The organism is Actinoplanes lobatus (genome assembly GCF_014205215.1).
Classification (GTDB): Bacteria; Actinomycetota; Actinomycetes; order Mycobacteriales; family Micromonosporaceae; genus Actinoplanes; species Actinoplanes lobatus.
Window position 1 is genome coordinate 3,593,165 of sequence record NZ_JACHNC010000001.1, and the last position, 18,590, is coordinate 3,611,754.

Annotated in this window: 18 protein-coding genes; 6 read left to right on the top strand and 12 right to left on the bottom strand. The window is 68.8% G+C overall.

The window, feature by feature from the left end; translation table 11 throughout:
• The first annotated feature begins 2 nt into the window (after positions 1-2).
• The gene (locus BJ964_RS16945) at positions 3-770 is read left to right on the top strand and encodes an FkbM family methyltransferase (RefSeq protein ID WP_188121560.1); all 768 of its coding nucleotides are present in this window, start codon (positions 3-5) and stop codon (positions 768-770) included.
• Between the two features lie 3 nt (positions 771-773).
• Here BJ964_RS16945 and BJ964_RS16950 read toward each other — a convergent pair whose 3' ends face one another.
• Positions 774-1,526 (bottom strand): CDP-alcohol phosphatidyltransferase family protein, encoded by a 753-nt coding sequence (locus BJ964_RS16950; protein ID WP_203832861.1) that lies wholly within the window; start codon positions 1,524-1,526, stop codon positions 774-776.
• Positions 1,527-1,589: 63 nt separating this feature from the next.
• Positions 1,590-2,411 (bottom strand): hypothetical protein, encoded by an 822-nt coding sequence (locus BJ964_RS16955; RefSeq protein ID WP_188121561.1) that lies wholly within the window; start codon positions 2,409-2,411, stop codon positions 1,590-1,592.
• Positions 2,412-2,727: 316 nt separating this feature from the next.
• Here BJ964_RS16955 and BJ964_RS16960 point away from each other — a divergent pair, with 316 nt between their 5' ends.
• The 3 genes from BJ964_RS16960 (at position 2,728) to BJ964_RS16970 (ending at position 6,005) form a co-directional block, all read left to right on the top strand.
• Positions 2,728-4,212 carry a cellulase family glycosylhydrolase gene (locus tag BJ964_RS16960; protein WP_188121562.1) on the top strand — a complete coding sequence of 495 codons (1,485 nt, stop codon included), beginning with the start codon at positions 2,728-2,730 and terminating at the stop codon, positions 4,210-4,212.
• Between the two features lie 130 nt (positions 4,213-4,342).
• A complete protein-coding gene (locus tag BJ964_RS16965) occupies positions 4,343-5,200 on the top strand; it encodes a GDSL-type esterase/lipase family protein (RefSeq protein ID WP_188121563.1) in 858 nt (285 codons plus the stop codon).
• A gap of 115 nt (positions 5,201-5,315) precedes the next feature.
• Entirely contained in the window at positions 5,316-6,005 is a 690-nt protein-coding gene (locus BJ964_RS16970; RefSeq protein WP_188121564.1) for a hypothetical protein, read from the top strand.
• A gap of 44 nt (positions 6,006-6,049) precedes the next feature.
• Here the strand turns inward: BJ964_RS16970 and BJ964_RS16975 are convergent, their stop codons facing one another.
• From BJ964_RS16975 to BJ964_RS17015, 9 genes are all read right to left on the bottom strand, one after another.
• On the bottom strand, positions 6,050-6,628 hold the full coding sequence (locus BJ964_RS16975; protein WP_188121565.1) for a TetR/AcrR family transcriptional regulator: 579 nt from the start codon (positions 6,626-6,628) through the stop codon (positions 6,050-6,052).
• Positions 6,625-7,191, bottom strand: coding sequence for a TetR/AcrR family transcriptional regulator (locus tag BJ964_RS16980; RefSeq protein WP_188121566.1), 567 nt, complete (start codon positions 7,189-7,191; stop codon positions 6,625-6,627). The genes BJ964_RS16975 and BJ964_RS16980 overlap by 4 nt, the downstream gene beginning before the upstream one ends.
• Complete coding sequence (locus BJ964_RS16985; protein WP_203832860.1) at positions 7,191-8,918, bottom strand: purine-cytosine permease family protein; 1,728 nt, start codon at positions 8,916-8,918, stop codon at positions 7,191-7,193. Before BJ964_RS16985 ends, BJ964_RS16980 begins: the two co-directional genes overlap by 1 nt.
• Positions 8,919-8,924: 6 nt before the next feature.
• The gene (locus tag BJ964_RS16990; protein ID WP_188121567.1) at positions 8,925-9,608 is read right to left on the bottom strand and encodes an ATP-binding cassette domain-containing protein; all 684 of its coding nucleotides are present in this window, start codon (positions 9,606-9,608) and stop codon (positions 8,925-8,927) included.
• Position 9,609: 1 nt separating this feature from the next.
• A complete protein-coding gene (urtD, locus tag BJ964_RS16995; protein WP_188121568.1) occupies positions 9,610-10,359 on the bottom strand; it encodes an urea ABC transporter ATP-binding protein UrtD in 750 nt (249 codons plus the stop codon).
• A gap of 29 nt (positions 10,360-10,388) precedes the next feature.
• Positions 10,389-11,483, bottom strand: coding sequence for an urea ABC transporter permease subunit UrtC (gene urtC / locus BJ964_RS17000; RefSeq protein WP_188121569.1), 1,095 nt, complete (start codon positions 11,481-11,483; stop codon positions 10,389-10,391).
• Positions 11,480-12,370 carry an urea ABC transporter permease subunit UrtB gene (gene urtB / locus BJ964_RS17005; RefSeq protein WP_221246213.1) on the bottom strand — a complete coding sequence of 297 codons (891 nt, stop codon included), beginning with the start codon at positions 12,368-12,370 and terminating at the stop codon, positions 11,480-11,482. The genes urtC and urtB overlap by 4 nt, the downstream gene beginning before the upstream one ends.
• Positions 12,371-12,445: 75 nt before the next feature.
• Positions 12,446-13,744, bottom strand: a complete 1,299-nt coding sequence (urtA, locus tag BJ964_RS17010; protein WP_183226149.1) for an urea ABC transporter substrate-binding protein — start codon at positions 13,742-13,744, stop codon at positions 12,446-12,448.
• 263 nt (positions 13,745-14,007) lie between these two features.
• Positions 14,008-15,057 (bottom strand): substrate-binding domain-containing protein, encoded by a 1,050-nt coding sequence (locus tag BJ964_RS17015; RefSeq protein ID WP_229807109.1) that lies wholly within the window; start codon positions 15,055-15,057, stop codon positions 14,008-14,010.
• 71 nt (positions 15,058-15,128) lie between these two features.
• Between BJ964_RS17015 and BJ964_RS17020 the strand changes: the two genes are divergently transcribed.
• Both BJ964_RS17020 and BJ964_RS17025 read left to right on the top strand, forming a co-directional pair.
• Positions 15,129-15,578 (top strand): MarR family winged helix-turn-helix transcriptional regulator, encoded by a 450-nt coding sequence (locus BJ964_RS17020; RefSeq protein WP_188121571.1) that lies wholly within the window; start codon positions 15,129-15,131, stop codon positions 15,576-15,578.
• 118 nt (positions 15,579-15,696) lie between these two features.
• Positions 15,697-18,156: a rhamnogalacturonan lyase family protein gene (locus tag BJ964_RS17025; protein WP_188121572.1), complete on the top strand. Its 2,460-nt coding sequence runs from the start codon at positions 15,697-15,699 to the stop codon at positions 18,154-18,156.
• Here BJ964_RS17025 and BJ964_RS17030 read toward each other — a convergent pair.
• On the bottom strand, positions 18,128-18,577 hold the full coding sequence (locus tag BJ964_RS17030) for a protein-tyrosine phosphatase family protein (protein ID WP_188121573.1): 450 nt from the start codon (positions 18,575-18,577) through the stop codon (positions 18,128-18,130). The genes BJ964_RS17025 and BJ964_RS17030 overlap by 29 nt on opposite strands.
• Positions 18,578-18,590 lie beyond the last annotated feature (13 nt).

Consider the following 18,590-nt stretch of genomic DNA (forward strand, 5'->3'; position numbering starts at 1 on the left):
GTATGCAATTCAACCGTGACGCGCTCGACTCGCTCAAAGCCGATCCGGCGGCCTCGCCCATTCACCGGTCGCTCGGTTTCTACTACGGAAATGCGGAGCACGACGCGGCGCTGGACGCGTTCTACGCGCGTTTCGTGGGTCCCGGCGATCTGGTCTTCGACGTCGGGGCGCACGTGGGGGACCGGATCGGGAGTTTCCGGCGGCTCGGGGCGAGGGTCGTCGCGGTGGAGCCACAGCCGCTCTGCCTGCGTGCGATCCGGGAGATCTACGCTGGTGACGACGATGTGGTGGCGATTCCGGCGGTGTGCGGCGGGTCCGCCGGGACGGTCGACTTCTACGTCAACTCGGCGAATCCCACGGTGTCCACGGCGTCCAGCGACTTCGTCCGGGCCGCCGACGGGGCCGACGGCTGGCAGGGTCAGGTGTGGGACGAGCAGTTCCGGGTCCGGTCCGTGACACTCGATTCACTGATCGCCGAACAGGGGATTCCGGCATTCGTGAAAATTGACGTCGAAGGGTTCGAGGAAACGGTTCTCTCGGGTCTGACCCGTTCCGTTCCGGCGCTGTCCTTCGAATTCACGACAATTGAACGGGAAGTGGCGCTGCGCTGTCTCGACCGGGTCACCGGGCTCGGTTTCAAGGAGTTCAACATCGCGATGGGCGAGTCGATGTCGATGACCTTCCCGGAGTGGGTGGGCCGGGAGGAGATGGCCACCCACGTCCGGGAGCTGCCGCACGAGGCGAACGCCGGCGACGTCTACTGCCGCTGAGCCCTACACGGTGGTGGCGGCGGGTTCCGCCTGGCGGGATCCGCTCCACCAGGGGGCCTCGCGGCGCAGCGACTCCCGCTGCCACAGCCAGCGGACGTCCTTGCCGAACGACCAGACCAGCGAGGCGATGCTGACCGCGATGCAGGCCTGCGCCAGCGGGACCGGCAGCAGGCCGGCGCTCGTCACCACCAGGACGGCGCCCTGTGAGGCGGCCACCACCTTGCGGGAGAACCGCGGCGGCAGCGCGCCGTTCAGCCAGGGCATCGGGTAGGACGCGAGCACGTAGGCGTACCGGAAGAGGCCGATGCCGACCGCCCACCAGCCCAGCGTGGTGCCCAGGTAGACACTCAGCGCGATGGCCAGGACCGAGTCGGCCTCCATGTCGAACCGGGCACCGAACTCCGAGGTGGTGCCGGTCCGCCGGGCGATCTGGCCGTCCAGGCCGTCACACGCCAGGGACACCGCGGCCAGCCCGATCAGCGCGACGTGGTGGGTGTTCCCGGCGACCGCGTCGGCGGTGAGGGCGATCACCCCGCCGGTCAGGATCAGCCGGCCGAAGGTGACGGTGTCGGCGTGCCCCCAGCGGTGGCCGTGGTGGTGCTCCAGGGAACGGCCCAGCAGCGTCCACGTACCGGCCGCGAAGACGATCCCGGCCAGCCAGCCCGCCGCCCCGAGCCCGACGGTGGCTCCCAGCAGGAGCAGGACGGTTGCTTGCACGATGCCGCCGAGGACCAATGGGCGTGCCGGAACCGTCACTATTCCTCCTGTAGCCGCTCGTTGACCTGCCGTCCGGTAACACGGCTCGGGGCGGCGGGCGGTTCAGCCGGAGATCTTGAATTCCGCGGGCGCGCCGAGCCGGTCCGCGATCCGCTCGGCGTACGCGGTCAGGAAGGACTGCCGGACCGTACGGCTCTTCGAGTCGACCAGGTTCATGGCCCGGGCCGCCTGCGCCAGCAGCGAACCGAACAGCAGCTCGGTGGCGTACAGGCCGGTCACCGGCCCGGTGACGTCGACCACGCCGAACTCCTGCATCCAGACGGCGTGACAGCCGTTCGCCGCGGCCACCGCACACAGCAGCTGTGCCTTCGGCTGCTCGTACGGGTTGTCCACGGCGATCCGCCGCCCACCCGTGCGCCCGTCCCCGGTGTTCTCCCGGAGCAGTTCCTGTGCCGCCAGGGTGCGGGCCTCCGCGATCTCGGCGTCGTCGGTGCCCTCGGCCTCGGCCAGCAGTCCCCGTACCCGGTCCAGCAGTTGCCGGCCCGGCTCACCGGCCGGCGCCGGGCTGACCGGCCCGACCCGCGGCATCGACGTGAGCAGGCGCAGCACCTGGAGGATCGACTCGATGGCGTCGGTCCGGTCGAGCCCGTTGCGGTCCGCCCACTCGGGCAGCGGTTCCGGCCCGGTGACGAGCCGGCTGTGCCGGGCGCTGTGCTCGCGCCGTACCGCCCGGACCATCTCGGACGTCTGCCATCCGCGTTGTCCGGCCCGCTCGATCTCGCCGTGCAGGGCCGCGAGCAGCGTTCGGTCGACCTCGCGCGGGTCGGTGCTCGATGCCAGCCGGAGACAGGCCCCGGTGTCGAGATCGAGCAGGGTGTCGGTGACCGGCCGTTGGGCCGGGATGCGGGGCCGGCCTGCCGCCAACCGCTTCACCTTGTGTCGTTTCCGGCTGTTCCAGCCCACGGGTGGTTCACCTTGCTGTCGGAGTCGGGTTTCTCGGCCACCTCACCATCCGGGGCGGAGAGCCCGTGGGGTTTCGCGGGGCGTTGCACCCGATCGGGCAGTGCGCTACCGATCGGCAACCTCCGGTGGGGGTACCGGGCCACCACGGGCCGGTAATCCCGCGGCGGGTACCCCATTTGCAACCTTTCTGCATTGAGCCAAACTTTGCAGCGAGCGGCGCGGCCGCCGAAAGGGAGGGTCCACACCGAAAAGCAACCTCGAGAGAGGCGGAGTTCCCTTGCGCCGTTTCCGCGTCCGCGCCGCTGTCGTCGCCTCGTCCGTGCTGATGGGCCTCGGTCTCTCGGCGGCGCCCGCTCTTGCCGCGGGACAGACGGACGCGATGACGCTGACCTCGACCACCCTGGCTGACCGGCTCGCCGGGGTGAAGTCGGCCAAGTCGATCAACTACTACCCGTCGAACGGCGGCTGGTCGGCCATGTGGACCGGCTTCGACGCGGTCCGGATCGACGCCGACCTGGCCAAGGCGGCGGAACTCGGCGCCGACAACGTCCGGGTGATCGTCTTCCCCTCGGTGTTCGGCTTCCCGGCGCCGAAGGCGGAGTACACCGAGAAGCTGCGCAAGTTCATCAGCATCGCCGACGCGCACGGGCTCACCGTCAAGGTGACCCTCTTCGACTGGTGGGCCGGCTACTCCGAGGTCGCCGGCAGCGTCGCCTGGGCCAAGGCCGTGCTGGCGCCGTACGCGGACGACCCGCGGGTCCTCGCCGTCGAGGTGAAGAACGAGATCCAGCCCGGCGACGCACCCGCGATGACCTGGGTGAAGCAGTTCATCCCGGCGTTCCGTTCCGCGATCCCGAACTTTCCGCTGGCCCTCTCGGTCGACGGTGGCACCGGCGCGGCCGGCTTGGCGCAGCTCAAGTCGGCGCTGACCGCCAGCCCGCTCGACTACTACGACTTCCACTTCTACGGCAACTCGGAGCGGGCGCTCCCCGAGATCCGCAAGGCGCAGAACGCCGTCACCCCGACCCCCGTCGTGATCGGTGAGACCGGTGTCAGCAGCGCGGTCTACAGCGAGGGCGAGCAGGCCGTCTACCTGGCCCGGGTCTTCCGTGCCGCGACCGAGGCCGGCATCGGCTCGGTGTCGCCGTGGACGCTGAACGACTTCTCGGACGGCGCCATCCCCACCAACTCGGTGGTGTCGACGATGCCCGCCCAGTACAAGTTCGGCCTGTTCCGCGCCGACGGCACCCCGAAGCTGGCCGCCACCGCCGTCAAGACCGCCTTCGCCGGGGCCCCGATGCCGAACAGCCTCCTCAACCTGAGCTTCGAGGCGGCGGCGATCGACTCGCCGTGGCGGAAGACCAATCCCGACGCGGGTACGGCCGTGATCACCACCGAGATGGCCCGTACCGGGGTCCAGTCGGCGCGCTTCTCCGGCACCACCCGCACCGCCTCCGGCCTGCCCGGCCTCGTCCTCTCGCCGATCACGCCGGTGCAGCCCGGCTACCGCTGGCGGGCCGAGGCGTACGCCCGCGGCGTCAACGCCACCGGCATCACCGAGATCGCGCTGAGCTGGTTCGACGCGGACGGCAAGTGGATCAGCCAGAACACCTCGAACCGTCTCCCGGCGGGCAACACCAGCTGGACCAAGCTGGTGGTCGAGACGGTCGCCGCTCCGGCCGGTGCCTACGCGGTGCAGCTGCACCTCAAGTCCGGCGACAACACCGGGACCGTGTGGTTCGACGACGTGGCGATCAGCTGACCGATGCGATGCGAAAGGCGGGCGCGAGCCCGCCTTTCGCCGCTTCAGGCGCTCTCCTCCCGGGTCGGCGGATTCCGGGAGGCAAGCTAGAGGGATGACCCAGCGGGCTCTCTGTAGTGGATGGAGCACCATGACTCGCCGTTGGCATGTGGTCGTCCTGGCCCTGCTCGCCGTGTTCGCCCTGGCCTGCGAGGGCAGTGGCAACGCCCAGCCGAAGCCGACGAGGACCAGTGCCAAACCGGCCACCGGCTATCCGGCCTCGATGGTGGCGCTCGGCGACTCGATCACCGCGGGGCTGGGCAGCTGCGCCGTCTACGTGGCGTGCACCCGCAATTCCTGGTCGACCGGGAACAATTCGGCGATCGCCAGCCACTACGACCGGATTCTGGACAAGAACCCGAAGATCAAGGGGGAGGCGGACAACCTCGCCGAGCCCGGTGCCGAGGCCGACGCGCTGGCCGGGCAGGCCCGCCGGGCGGTCGACCTGAAGCCCCAGTATGTGACGATTCTGATCGGCGCCAACGACGCGTGTGCCCGCCGGGTGGAGGACATGACCTCGGTGGCCACCTTCCGTGACGAGATCGGTGCGGGGCTGGCCCGGCTGAAGAAGGGCCTGCCGAAGTCCCGGGTCCTGATGGTCAGCATCCCGGACCTGTACCGGCTGTGGCAGGTCGGCCGGGAGAGCGACGAGGCGGTCGCGGTGTGGAGCCGTGGCGGGATCTGTCCGTCCATGCTGGCCGAACCGGCCTCCACCGCGGCGGCCGACCAGCAGCGGCGGGAGCGGGTCCGGGACCGGATCGAGGCGTACAACACCGAGCTGCGGAAGGCGTGCAGGGCGTACGGCGGCCGGTGCCGCTGGGACGGCGGCGCCGCGCACCGGATCCGGTTCGATCTCGACCTGGTGAGTGAGTTCGACTACTTTCATCCGAACGCGGACGGCCAGAAGGAACTGGCCGAAGTGGTCTATCCCGGTCGTTTCACATGGTGACGGTCGTCACAGCTCGCCAGAATGGCACTGCTTTACCAGCAACGGGTGATTTCCGGGACACCGGACCGGGAGATATACAAGCGACAGAGCGGCAGCAACCACCGAAGGGAGCCCGATGGCCACCTGGATCCTGGTGCCATGTCTGGGCCAGTTGCGCACCGAGCTGAACCGGATCGCACCCGGCCGGGACACAACGAGCGACGGCACGATCGGTGACGTAGCGCACCAGAGCCGAAGCTCCGACCACAACGACGACGAGATCGGGACCGTCCCGATCAGAGACGCGGATTCCAAGCACGAGGTGCACGCCATCGACCTCGACGTCGATCTGCGCGAGTCGGACCTGACCATGGAGAAGGTGGTGCAGCACATCGTGGCCCGCTGTCGCAGCGGCGCCGAGAAGCGGCTGCGCTACGTGATCTACAACCGGCGCATCTGGGAGGCGTCGAACAACTGGCGTCAGCGCTCCTACACCGGGGACAACGCGCACACCGAGCATGCGCACTTCTCATCCTCGTACGAGACACGGTACGAAGCCTCGACCGCATCCTGGCAACTGGAGGACATTCCCGTGGCACTGACCGAAGCGGACAAGAAGTGGCTGGCCGCCCAGATCGACAAGGCGGCCACCACGGCCGCCGAGCGGGTGTGGAAGACGAAGTGGAACATCAACTTCGAGCCCGGCAGCACGCCGTACCTGGCGGAGGCCGGCAACATCCTGGCCCACGTGCCCGGTGAGCACGCCCGCGGCGAGGCACTGCTCAACGAGATCAAGACCGACGTGGAGAAGCTGCTCGCGGAGTGACATGTGAGGAGGGGCCGGTCATCGGCCCCTCCTCTGTGACTGGCCTAAACAGGGGTGACGCGGTCGCGGATGGTGTCGAGGACCGCCTCCGCTGCCCACGCGGCGGCGTCGGCGATGTCCCGTCCGTCCATCCCGAACTCGCGGCGGAACGTCACCCAGGTTCCGACCGAGTCGAGATGTGACAACGCCGTGATGACCGCCCGGCGCTGGGCCGGGTCGAGGGACGGCGCCGCGGTGTCCAGCAGCCGCTCCAGCTGCGCCCGGCCGGGCGACGGCGCCGCACCGCTCACGCCGCGCATCGCCGTCTCGGCGACGACGTGGGCGAGTTCCGGCCGCGCGTTGTACCGCTGCATCGCCTCGCGGATCGCGAGAGGGACGTCGAAGATCGAGTGCGACTCCTCGCGGGCGAACAGCGTCGCCTCGATCCAGGCCGCGGTCGCGAGCAGCAGGTCGACACGGGTCGGATAATTGCGGAACACCGTGCGCTCGGCGATGCCGGCCCGGCGCGCGATGACCCGGTACGACACGTCGTCGCTGCCGAGCTCCTCGATCAACTCGGCGTAGGCGGCGAGGATCGCCCCCTGTGTGCCGCTGCGCGCCGGGATCGCCGCGGACCCGGTCACGGCCGCACCCACGTCGCCTCCGGCAGGCGCGCGAGCACGGTGCCCACCGCGTGGTCGAACGCCTCGCAGATCTCGCCCGCGTCCAGGTCGAAGCCGGTGCGCAGCCGGGCCCAGAACATCGCGGACGAGAAGTAGCGCAGCGATGCCGCGACCCGCAGGCGATCCCGCCGGTTCAGCGTCGGCGCCGCCACCTCGAGCATCGCCTCGATCGCCCGGGTGATGTAGGCCGGCTCGGTGTCCAGCGTCGGCGAGATCGCGGACGCCCGGGCGCCGACGTACGCGTACGCCGGCAACGTGTCGAAGGCTCGGAAGCGCTCGTGCACGGCGGCGCAGAAGTCGGACACCGTCACGAACGGCGGCAGCGGGAAGCAGGCCTGCTCGATCCAGTTCGACAGGGCGGCGAGCAGGTGGGCGCGTGTCGGGTACTGCCGATAGATCGTGCGCTCGGAGATGCCGACCTCGTCGGCGAGGGCACGGTAGGAGATGTCGTCGAACGTGCGCTCGCGCAGCAGCACCGCGGCACTCGCGAGAATCGCGGTCGCGGTGTCGACCGGCTCCTCCATCACGTCTCCCTCTTTCGGGCGGCCGCCCAGTGCTGAGGCCTGGTGACTTCCGGCGGGAGCACGTATCGATCGGAATCGTCGAGCGTGAGCGCCAGGGACGAGACGTACAGGATCTCGCCGTGCGGTCCCCTCTCGGCCGAGGCCAGCATATCCGGCCGCTCGAACATGTATCCGGTGACGTGGCAGCGGAGCCGCTCGCCCGAGGGGTTGCCGTCGGCGTCGAAGCGGGGGGAGTCGATGCCGTCGGAGCGGCGTCGCAGGTAGTACCGCCCGCGCGTGGCGAGGGCGGTGACCGGCGTCACCACGAACGCGACGCCGATCGCGATGAGCACCGAGAGCGGCTTCACGTCGGCGCCGAACACCCCGGCGAACGCGAGCAGCGACAGCACCGAGGCGAGCCCGACCGACGCCAGGCCGACCGGGTTCCAGTCGTGGAGCATGCCGCGGCGGAACTCGGGGAACCGCGGCGAGATGCGCAGCACCCACTTGTTGATCGCGATGTCGGTGGCGATCGTCACGAGCCAGGCCATGACGATGTTCGCGTAGAGGCTCAGCACGAAGGAGATGAGGGTGAAGACGTCCAGCATCATCAGCACGTACGCGATCACCAGGTTGAACAGGACGAATATCGTGCGGCCCGGGTAGTGTTTCGCCAGCCTGGTGAAGACGTTCGACCAGGCGAGCGAGCCTGAGTAGGCGTTCGTCACGTTGATCTTCACCTGGGCGACCACGATGAGCACCAGGGCGAGCACGATCGCGAGCCAGTCGGGGACGAGGGTCTGGTACATCTCCACGAACTGCTTGACCGGCTCGGTCGCCTGGTGCCCGAGCGTGGGCTCGACCCGGACCAGCAGGTAGACGGCGAGGAACACCCCGATCACCTGCTTGGTGCCGCTGAAGACGACCCAGCCCGGCCCGGCGAACACGAACGACGTCCACCACGAGCGGGTGTTGGACGGCGTACGCGGCGGCATGGCCCGGATGTAGTCGATCTGCTCGGCCAGCTGCGGGGCGAGGGCGAAACACACGGCCGCGCTCGACACCACGGCGCCGAAGCTGATCGATCCGTCAGAGTTGCCGGTGAACGTCGTGAAGGCGCTCACCACCTCGGGGTCGGAGGCGAGGATCCACAGCAGCGGCAGCAGGGCGAGGGCGAGCCACAGAGGGGTGGTCCAGAACTGCAGGCGCTCCAGCGCGCGCATGCCGTAGATGACGATCGGGATCACCACGACGGTCGAGACGAGATAGCCGAGCCACAGCGGCATCCCCGTCGCCACCCGCAGCCCCTGCGCCATGATGGCGCCCTCCAGGGCGAAGAAGATACAGGTGAAGCCTGCGAAGATCACCGTCGTGATGATCGAGCCGTAATAGCCGAACCCCGACCCACGGGCGATGAGATCGAGGTCGAGGTTGTAGCGCGCGGCGTAGTAGGCGACCGGCACACCCACGATGAGGATGATGACCGACGCGAACACGATGCCGAGCACGGCGTTGGAGGTGCCGTGGTCGATGCCGATGCTCGCGCCGATCGAGAAGTCGGCGAGGAACGCGATGGACCCCAGTGCGGTCGCGCCGACGGAGGCCGCGCTCCAGCGCCGGAAGGTGCGCGGCACGTAGCGGAACGCGTAGTCCTCCAGACTGTCCTCTGCGGCCGCGCGCGCGTTGTCCGTCGACACAGGCCAAATTTTGCCGTCCAGTGTTACGACGGCGTTGCAGGTGTGAGTCATGCCTGCTCAGATCGCCATGGCGGCTCGCACTGTGGAGGTTGCCGCCATGCCACCCACTCCGGTCTGTGTGACGAAACCCGAGGCGAGTACGACGTAGCGCTCGGCGGCCTCCAGGGCGAAACCGATGTGCTGTTCGACGAGCAGCACGTGCATGCCCTCCTCGGCCAGCTGCATGATGGTTTGCTCGATCTCGGCGACGATCGTGGGCTGGATGCCCTCGGTGGGTTCGTCGAGGATGAGCAGCTTCGGCTGGGTGATGAGGGCGCGGGCGATCGCGAGCTGCTGGCGCTGTCCGCCGGAGAGCAGGCCCGCCTTCCGGGTGGCGAACTGCTCCAGGGCGGGGAAGCGGGCCAGCTGCGCGTCGATCAGGGCTTTGCCGTTCCGGCGCCCGTCGGCCACGAGCTGCAGATTCTCCAGCGTGGTGAGCTGGCCGAACGACTGCTGACCCTGCGGCACGTACGCCATGCCGCGAGCGACGCGCCGGTTGGGGGCGAGCGACGTGATGTCCTCGCCGTCGAACAGCACCCGGCCCTTGGTCGGCTTGATCAGGCCGATCGCGAGACGCAGCAGGGTCGTCTTGCCGGCGCCGTTGTGGCCGAGCACGGCCACCACCTTGCCGGCCGGCACCGTCACGCCGTGCAGCACCCGCGTGCGCCCGTAACCGGCCTCGATGTCGGTGAGTTCCAGCATGTCAGCCCTCCGTCATGGCGTCTGCGGTGCCGAGGTAGACCTCCTGCACCCTGGGGTCGGCCTGCACCTCGGCCACCGTGCCCTGGGAGAGCACCCTGCCCTGGTGCAGCACCGTCACGCGGGTGGCGTAGCGGCGCATGAAGTCCATGTCGTGCTCGACCACGAGCACGATCCGCTTTGCCGCGATGCGCTGCAGCAGTTCGCCGGTCGCGGTGCGCTCGTCCTGGCTCATGCCGGCGACGGGCTCGTCGAGCAGCAGCACCTTCGCGTCCTGTACGAGCAGCATCGCGATCTCCAGCCACTGTTTTTGGCCGTGCGACAGGATGCCGGCCGGCGTGGCGAGTTCACCGGTGAGCCCGGTCTCCTCCAGCGCCAGCTCGATCGACGGGTCGGTGCCACGCCGGGACCGCAGCAGCGAGGCGGAGGAGCGGTGGCGCCCGGCGGCGATGTCGAGGTTCTGCAGCACGGTGAGCTCGTCGAAGACGCTCGCGGTCTGGAACGTGCGGCCGACCCCGAGGCGGACGATCCTGTGCACCTGCCTGCCGAGCAGTTCCTTCTCGCCGAGCTTCGCCGATCCGGTGCCCTTGACCAGCCCGGTGATGGCGTCGATGCAGGTCGTCTTGCCGGCGCCGTTCGGGCCGATGAGGAACCGAACCTCGCCGGGATGCGCGTCGAAGGAGACACCGCCGACCGCGACGAAACCGGAGAACTCGACACGGAGGTCGGTGACGACCAGTGAAGCCTCGGTCATGACTGTTCCCCCTCTCGGGATTCGGTCGGTCATGACCGCACCTCTTCAAGTTCGGCGGCGGTGGGGACCGCCGCCGGGGTGGGCTGGGCGTCCGGCTTTCGGCGGGCGGCGGCGATCCGGGCGGGCAGCGACGACAGCCCGTTCGGCAGGAAGAGGATGACGACGACGAAGAGCAGACCGAGGATGTAGGTCCAGCCCTCGGGCCAGGTCGAGCCGAGGCTCGACTGCCCCCAGCCGACCGCCATCGCGCCGAGCGCGGGGCCGAAGAGCGAGGCGCGGCCGCCGAAGGCGACACCCGCGATCATCATGATCGAGGCGGCGGCGCCGATCTCGGCCGGGGTGATGATGCCGACGATGGGCACGAACATCGCCCCGCCGATGCTCGCCATCAGCGCGGATACGACGAACGCGACGAGCTTGACGTTGGCCGGGTCGTAGCCGAGGAAACGTACGCGCTCCTCCGCGTCCCGGGTGGCGACGAGGAGCTCACCGAACCGGCTGCGGTAGAGCTGCCACACCGCGAGCAGGCAGACGACGAGGAGCCCGGCCGCGATGAGGTACACCATGAGTTTGTTCGCCGGGTCGTTCAGCACGTAGCCGAAAAAGTACTTGAAGTCGCTGAGCCCGGTGTCGCCACCGGTCTCGCGGATGGTGGAGCTGATCAGGATGGCCAGCGCGACCGCGAGCGCCTGCGTCAGGATCGCGAAGTATGCGCCCTTCACCCGGCGCTTGAACAGCGCGTAGCCGAGGACGCCGGCCAGGACCACCGGGAGCACCACGATCGCCAGCAGGGTGAACCCCGCGCTGCGGAACGGCTCCCAGAACGCCGGGAGCGGCGCGAGCGGGTCGTAGAGCACCATGAACCCGGGGATCCGGTCACCCGCGGTCTCCAGCGTGAGGTGCATGGCCATCGAGTAGGCGCCGAGGGCGAAGAACACGCCCTGGCCCATCACCAGCATCCCGCCTCGGCCCCACACGAGGCCGATGCCGACGGCGACGATCGCCCAGCAGCAGTACTTGCCGAGGTTGTTGAGCCAGTGATCGGTGAGCACGAAGGGGGCTACCCCGAGGAGCAGCACGGCGAACACCCCGATGCCGCTGAGGGAGATCCAAGGCTTGGTCATGCCAGACTCCTGGTTCGCACCGTGAACAGGCCCTGCGGGCGCAGCTGCAGGAAGACGATCACGAGGATGAAGGCGAGCACCTGCGCCAGGCTGCCGGTGGTCCAGTAGGCGAAGTACGAGAGGGCGACGCCCACCGCCCACGCGGCGATGATGGTGCCCTTGAGCTGGCCGATGCCACCGGCGGCGACGACGAGGAAGGCCGGGATGATGTACTGCGCGCCCATCTGCGAGTTCGTGCCGCCGATGAGCGACGCCGCCACGCCGGCGACCCCGGCCAGACCGGACCCGGTGAAGAAGGTGAGACGGTCGACGGTGCGGGTGGAGATCCCCGAGGTCTCGGCGAGGTCCCGGTTGTGCACGGTGGCCCGGATGCGGCGGCCGAACGAGGTGTATTTGAGCCAGGCCGACAGCGCTGCGACGCAGACGGTCGCGAGCAAGATGGTGAAGAGCTGCCGGAGCGGCCATTCGTAGCCGAGGATGTTCAGCTGCCCGTCGAGCCAGCCGGGCTTCTCCACCGGGACGCCCTGGGACGGGAAGATCTGCAGTGCCGCCTGCTGGAGGATAAGGCCGACACCGACCGTGACGAGCAGGGTGTCGAGGGGCCTGCGGTACATCCACTGGATGATGGTGACCTCCAGCAGGAGGCCGAACAGGCCGGCGACGACGAACGCGACCGGCAGCGCGACCGGGATCGACAGGTCGCTGGCGGTGATGACCTGCTGGACGAGGTAGGCGGCGAAGGCGCCGATCATGAGGAACTCGCCGTGGGCCATGTTGATCACGCCCATCTGGCCGAAGGTGAGCGAGAGGCCCAGCGCGGCGAGCAGGAGCAGCGCGCCCTGTGCGCTGCCGTTCAGCAGCGGTGCTATCAGTGCGTCCACGTGCATTCGCTCTCTCTAGCGTCTCTACAGAGGAGGGAGGGGTCGCGTGCCGCGGGCGGCACGCGACCCCCCTGCGGGCGATCAGCCCGCCGCGTCCACCAGCTGCTTGCGGATGTCCGCCGGGAACCAGTCGTAGCCCTCGAGGTACGGGTCCGGCTCGATGAACTTGTCCGAGGCCCAGACGATGTCGAACTGGTTGCTGGAGTTGATCTTTCCGATGTGGCCGGGCTTGGAGATGTGGTGGTTCTCGCCGTCAAGCGTGACCTTGCCCTCCGGCGCGTCGAACGTGATGGTGTTCTTCTTCGCCGCGGCGTTCACCGCGTCGACGTCGAACGAGCCGGCCGCCTCGACGAGCGCCTTGTACAGGTACATCGAGATGTAGGCGGCCTCCATCGGGTCGGAGGTGACACCGCTGCTGCTGGGGTAGGCCTTCCAGCTCTCGATGAACTTCGGGTTGGTCTCGGTCTTGAGCGACTGGAAGTAGTTCCAGGACGCGTACTGACCGGACACCTCGTGGCCCATCGCCGGGGCCTCCTCCTCGGCGATCGACACCGAGATGATCGGCGTCGTCGCGGCGGTGAGACCAGCGTCGTAGTACGCCTTGATGAAGCCGACGTTCGACGAGCCGTTGATGGTGTTGAAGATGAAGTCGGGCTTGGCCGCCACGATCTTCGCCACCTGGCTGGTCCAGTCGTCCTTGTCGAGCGGCACGTACTCCTCACCGACGATCTCGATGCCGAGCTTGGCCGCGTACAGCTTGATGATCGCGTTCGCGGTGCGCGGGAAGACGTAGTCGCTGCCGGCGAGGAACAGCTTCTTCACACCCTGGGAGGCGAGGAAGTCCATCGCCGGGATGATCTGCTGGTTGGTGGTCGCGCCGGTGTAGTAGATGTTCGGCGACGACTCGAGGCCCTCGTACTGCACCGGGTAGAAGAAGAGACCGTTGTTCTTCTCGACGACCGGCTTGACGGCCTTGCGGGAGGACGAGGTCCAGCCGCCGAAGATCGCGGCGACGCAGTCCTGGGTGAGCAGCTTCTCGGTCTTCTCCGCGAAGGTGGGCCAGTCGGTGGCGCCGTCCTCCTGGATGTACTCGATCTTCTTGCCGAGAATGCCGCCCGCGGCGTTGATCTCGTCGGCGGCCATGTGCAGCACGTTGGAGACGGTCTTCTCGGAGATCGCCATGCCGCCGGTCAGCGAGTTGAGGAAGCCGAGCTTGACGGTGCTGCCCGAGGTGTCGACGCAGCTGGCTGCCGGGGAGGCCGCGCTGGCGGCCGTCTCCTCGCCGGCCTTCGCGCCGCAGCCGGCGAGCACGAGGGCCATGGACGTCCCGATGGCTCCGGTGGCCATCAGCGTACGCAACCGCTTACTGGTGGTGGACATATATAGGTGCTCCGTTCCTGGTCAAGGGGGCGTGCCAGGGCGAGTCGCCGGTCAGGTGCTACCGGTTGCTGCGTGTGAGAGCAGATTGGCCGTGAGTCATTGCTCTGACATTTCTGAACTGTTCCAACTCTGTAGCCGACACATCGGCGCTGATGTGAATCTCCTGGAAGCGAGCGGAGACCTTGGGAAAGTTCATGTCAAAGTTCTGCCACGATCCGCGAGGCTGCAGCGGCGATGGCACAGTCCTGACATCGCTCCTGGGGTCAGGGCAGCTGGGTGAGGACGTCGAACTCCACGCCCTTGGCCTCGGCCAGATAGACGCGCTGGTTCACGTGCCGTCGGCGCAACCGCAGCAGCCCGCGCGGGCCCTCGTAGGACACCGACTCGGCGTTCGCCCCGATCGCCCGCGGGTCGACGCCGCCGGCCCGCTCGACCAGGGCGGCGAGCAACAGCACGCCCTCGTGACAGGACTCACCGAGACTGCCCAGCGGCGGCGCCTCGGGACCGAACCGGGCCGCGTACCGCCCGTGGAACTCCAGATTCTCCGGGGTGACCATGGAGGCGAAGAACCCGGCCGTGCTGAACAGGTCGTGGGTTGCCGGTGCGCCGCTGGCCAGCAGCATGTTCTCGTCCATCAGGGTGCTCAGCCGCAGGCAGCGCGCGGCCAGCCCGGAACGTCCGAAGGCCCGGTTGAACCGGACCGCGTCCGTGCCGACCAGCAGCATCAGCACCGCGTCGGCGCCGGAGTGCTCGATCCGCCGTAGCACACCCGAGAAGTCGTGCGACCCCAGCGGCACGTAACTCTCGCCGGCGACGCTCAGCCCGGCGGCGGCCGCGTACCGCCGGGCGGCCAGCGCGGTGCGGCGCGGCCAGACGTAGTCGTTGCCGACGATGTACCACTTCCGGGCCGCGCGTTCGTCGCCGAGCAGGCTCATCGCCGGGAACAGCTGCACGTCCGGGGTCTCGCTGGTGAGGTAGACGCCCTCGGCCCGCTCACCGCCCTCGTAGAGCGCGGTGTAGACGTAGGGGACCCGCCCGGCCACCCGCGGCGCCACTGCCTGCCGGACCGTCGAGATGTGCCAGCCGGTGACACCCTGCACCGCGCCGGTGTCGGCGAGCGCGGCCACCTCGTCGGCCACCACCTGTGGGGCGGCGCTACCGTCGACCGGCACCAGGCGCAGCTCCCGGCCGAGGACGCCGCCCGCCCGGTTGATTTCCTCGGCGGCGAGTTGCGCGCAGAGTTCGGCGCTCGGCCCGAAGATCCCGGCCGGGCCACGCAACGGTACGACCAGGGCCACGTCGAACGACGTCATGGGCCTCATGTTGCAACATCGCCGCCCCGAACCGAAAAGGATAAGCGTCGGAGTTGGGTAACATCCCGACGATGCGGGGATCCACGGACCTCATGTACCTGCTCACTCGCGCCGAACGGCTGCTCTCCCGCCGGCTGGCCACCATCCTCGACGCCGAGCGCTGCTCGATGGACGCGTGGCGGGTCGTCTCGGTCCTGGCCGACGGCCGGGGCCACTTCATGACCGAGCTGTCCGAGCTCAGCTTCCTGCCACCGGGCAGCCTCACCCGGCTGATCGACCACCTGGTCGAGGAGAACCTCGTCTACCGCCGCGGCGACGACGTCGACCGGCGGCGCATCCGGGTGCACCTGGCCGCCCGGGGCCGCCGCCTGCACGACCGGGTGGACGCCGGGATCAGGCGCAGTGTCGCGGACCTGCCGATCGACGGCGAGCTGCTGGACCGCCTCGGCGATCTGATCACGGCTCTCGATTCGAAGGTGGCGCCGGTCTCAGTTTTGCAGCGCGGCAAAGCGCTGACCTGAGCGAACTGACGGTACGAAACCGTCCTAATTAAAACCGGCGCAAACGCCGATACACAGTCGTCCCATACGTTCCGGCGCGCGCCGACCTCCCGGCGTACCGGATCATGGAGAACTGACGATGAGAGCGGTCATCGCCGCCGCGGTCGGCTTCACGCTGACCGCCGGCTTCCTCGCCACGCCGGCCCAAGCCGGCACCTCACCAGAAGGCCGGATCGTCGAGTCGCTGGACCGCGGCCTGGTCGCCGTGCCCGCCCAGAACGGCGGCACCTTCCTGAGCTGGCGCCTGCTCGGCACCGAATACGGCAACAACGTCGCGTTCAACGTCTACAAGGGCACGAAGAGGCTCAACCGGAAGCCGATCGACGAGTCGACCGGCTTCACCGACACCACCCCGGGCGACGGCGTCTACACGGTCCGGGCGGTCGTCCGGAACCGGGAGCAGGCGCCCAGCGGCCCGGCCCTCACACCCGGTGACATCCCGCTGCTGGCGGCCGAGAACTACTACGTGCACCACGCCTGGCCGGGCGACCTGGACGGCGACGGCCGCTACGAGATCGTGGTGTCCCGCCTGTCGTACGCCCTCGACAAGCCCGGCTACCTGGAGGCGTACACCCTCGACGGGACGAACCTGTGGCGGGTCGACCTGGGCGTCAACTCGTACGCCCGGGCCGGTGGCAACGCCGCCAACGACCCGCCGCTCGCCGCGATCAGCGGGTACGGCGAGGTCGCCGGCTACCGCAACGACGACAACGTCACCGTCTTCGACCTGGACAGCGACGGCCGGGCCGAGGTCTTCGTGAAGACCGCCAACGGTGTCACGTTCAGTGATGGCGCCGTGATCCGGTCGGCGAACCAGCTCGACCAGTTCGTCTCGGTGGTCGACGGCCTGACCGGTGTCGAGCGCGAGCGGGTCCCGGTGGCGGACGACTTCGCGGCCGACGGCCCCTCCGGCGGCCAGTACGGCATCGCCTACCTGGACGGCGTGCACCCCAGCCTGATCACCAAGCAGGTGGTCCGGATCGGCGCCAAGCGCGGCGACTTCCGGGTCCTCTTCGCGGCCTGGGACTTCGACGGCCGTGACCTGACCCGCCGTTGGAAGTTCGTGCGTGGCACGGATCAGGGCACCAGCTTCCACCAGCTGCGGATCATCGACGTCGACCAGGACGGTAAGGACGACATCGCGGACGGCAACTACGTCGTCAACAGCGACGGCACCTTCCGCTACGTCGTCGAGGGCTCGGTCCACGGCGACCGCTTCCACATCGGTGACCTGGACCCGTCGCGGCCCGGCCTGGAGGGTTACGCCATCCAGCAGACCGAGGGCGGGATCTTCACCAACTTCCCCTGGTACTACTACGACGCGGGGACCGGCGAGCGGCTGATCACCGGCTCGCACCCGGACGTCCCGCAGGACGCCACCCTCTGGGACATCCCGCGCGGCACCACCGCCGACATCGACCCGGCCCACAAGGGCTACGAGTTCTGGGCCGCCACCGCGAACCCCGACCTGCCCGGAGCCGGGGTCTGGAGTGTCGACGGCACCCAGATCAGCAAGACCACGCCGAGCGTCAACTTCCGCATCTGGTGGGACGGTGACAAGGGCTCCGAGCTGCTCGACAACACGTACGTCGAGAAGTGGAACCCGAAGACGAAGACCTCGTCGAAGATCTTCGAGCCGTCCGGTGTCGTCTCGTCGTGGCGCAACGCGGTCCCGTTCTACGGCGACATCCTCGGTGACTGGCGCGAGGAGTACTTCGCCGAGACCGCCGACCACACCACGCTGCGGTTGTTCACCACGAACATCCCGACCACCGTGAAGCTCTACACGCTGGCCCACAACCCGGGCTACCGGCTGGGCTGGACGGTCCGTGGCTACCTCCAGTCGACGCTGACCGACTTCTTCCTCGGGTACGGCAGCCGCCCGCCCGCGAGGCCGAAGATCCGGACGGTCCGGGAAAGCGCCTGGTCCGTGATCGCCGAGGACAACTTCGTGAGCGACTCCGGCAAGTGGTCCGCCGAGTTGCAGAGCGGCGGTACGGTCGCGGCGAGGAACGGGGTGCTCGACATCGACGTGCCCAACGGCGCCACGGTTTGGCTCAAGCAGGAGATCGAGGGCCCGTACGAGATCGAGTTCACCGCCACCCCGGTGTCCGCCGGCGGCCCGAACGATCACGTCACCGACCTGAACACGTTCTGGAATGCCCGGGACGTCCGCTCGCCGGAGGACATCTTCGCCACCGCCCGGAACGGGGCCTTCGCCCAGTACGACTACCTCAAGACCTACTACGTCGGCCAGGGCGCGAACCTCAACACCACCACGAGGTTCCGCAAATACGTGGGCGAGCCGGGCAACCGCCCGCTGATCTACGACTACACCACGCCGCTGATCGAGGGAGGCGTCCCGGTCCGGGTGCGGATCCGGGTGAACGGCGAGCAGATCCGCTACTACAGCGACGACCAGCTGGTCTTCGACTACACCGACGCGACCCCGTACGACAGCGGCTGGTTCGCCTTCCGCACGGTGGCCAGCCACTTCCACATCGAGGACTTCACGATCTGGCGTCCTCCGACGGCCTGAAACGCGCGACGAACCGCTTCTGCCAGGGTGTCTCGACGGCCTGGTGGTGGTAGTGCCGGCGGACGAAGGCCACCGCCTCGTCCGCCGGGACGCCGTCGATGATCGCGAGGCATGCCAGCGCGGTTCCGGTCCGCCCCACGCCGCCGGTGCAGGCGACCTCGACCCGCTCACCCTCGGCGCGGCGCAGGGCTTCGGTCAAAACCTCTTCGGCGTACGCGCGATCGCGCGGCAGCCAGAAGTCGGGCCACCGGATCCACCGGCTGGTCCACCCGAACTCGGGCGGCGGCGAGCCCAGCAGATAGACCCCGAACCGGGGCGGGTGCCCGGTCGGCATCGCCCGTCGCAGCCCGCGGCCCCGGATCAGCCGTCCGGACGGCAGCCGCATCACCCCGTCGGCGTCCTCGTCCCAGCCATCCGCCATGGCTAGATCGTGC

What these genes read in the sequence shown, in the direction of transcription:
- urtA (WP_183226149.1), bottom strand. Translation starts at nt 13,744, where the DNA reads ATGTCCACCACCAGTAAGCGGTTGCGTACGCTGATGGCCACCGGAGCC.
- BJ964_RS17020 (WP_188121571.1), top strand. Translation starts at nt 15,129, where the DNA reads ATGCGGGGATCCACGGACCTCATGTACCTGCTCACTCGCGCCGAACGG.
- BJ964_RS17025 (WP_188121572.1), top strand. Translation starts at nt 15,697, where the DNA reads ATGAGAGCGGTCATCGCCGCCGCGGTCGGCTTCACGCTGACCGCCGGC.
- urtB (WP_221246213.1), bottom strand. Translation starts at nt 12,370, where the DNA reads ATGCACGTGGACGCACTGATAGCACCGCTGCTGAACGGCAGCGCACAG.
- BJ964_RS16970 (WP_188121564.1), top strand. Translation starts at nt 5,316, where the DNA reads ATGGCCACCTGGATCCTGGTGCCATGTCTGGGCCAGTTGCGCACCGAG.
- BJ964_RS16945 (WP_188121560.1), top strand. Translation starts at nt 3, where the DNA reads ATGCAATTCAACCGTGACGCGCTCGACTCGCTCAAAGCCGATCCGGCG.
- BJ964_RS16980 (WP_188121566.1), bottom strand. Translation starts at nt 7,191, where the DNA reads ATGGAGGAGCCGGTCGACACCGCGACCGCGATTCTCGCGAGTGCCGCG.
- BJ964_RS17015 (WP_229807109.1), bottom strand. Translation starts at nt 15,057, where the DNA reads ATGACGTCGTTCGACGTGGCCCTGGTCGTACCGTTGCGTGGCCCGGCC.
- BJ964_RS16990 (WP_188121567.1), bottom strand. Translation starts at nt 9,608, where the DNA reads ATGCTGGAACTCACCGACATCGAGGCCGGTTACGGGCGCACGCGGGTG.
- BJ964_RS16985 (WP_203832860.1), bottom strand. Translation starts at nt 8,918, where the DNA reads ATGACTCACACCTGCAACGCCGTCGTAACACTGGACGGCAAAATTTGG.
- BJ964_RS17030 (WP_188121573.1), bottom strand. Translation starts at nt 18,577, where the DNA reads ATGGCGGATGGCTGGGACGAGGACGCCGACGGGGTGATGCGGCTGCCG.
- urtC (WP_188121569.1), bottom strand. Translation starts at nt 11,483, where the DNA reads ATGACCAAGCCTTGGATCTCCCTCAGCGGCATCGGGGTGTTCGCCGTG.
- urtD (WP_188121568.1), bottom strand. Translation starts at nt 10,359, where the DNA reads ATGACCGAGGCTTCACTGGTCGTCACCGACCTCCGTGTCGAGTTCTCC.
- BJ964_RS16965 (WP_188121563.1), top strand. Translation starts at nt 4,343, where the DNA reads ATGACTCGCCGTTGGCATGTGGTCGTCCTGGCCCTGCTCGCCGTGTTC.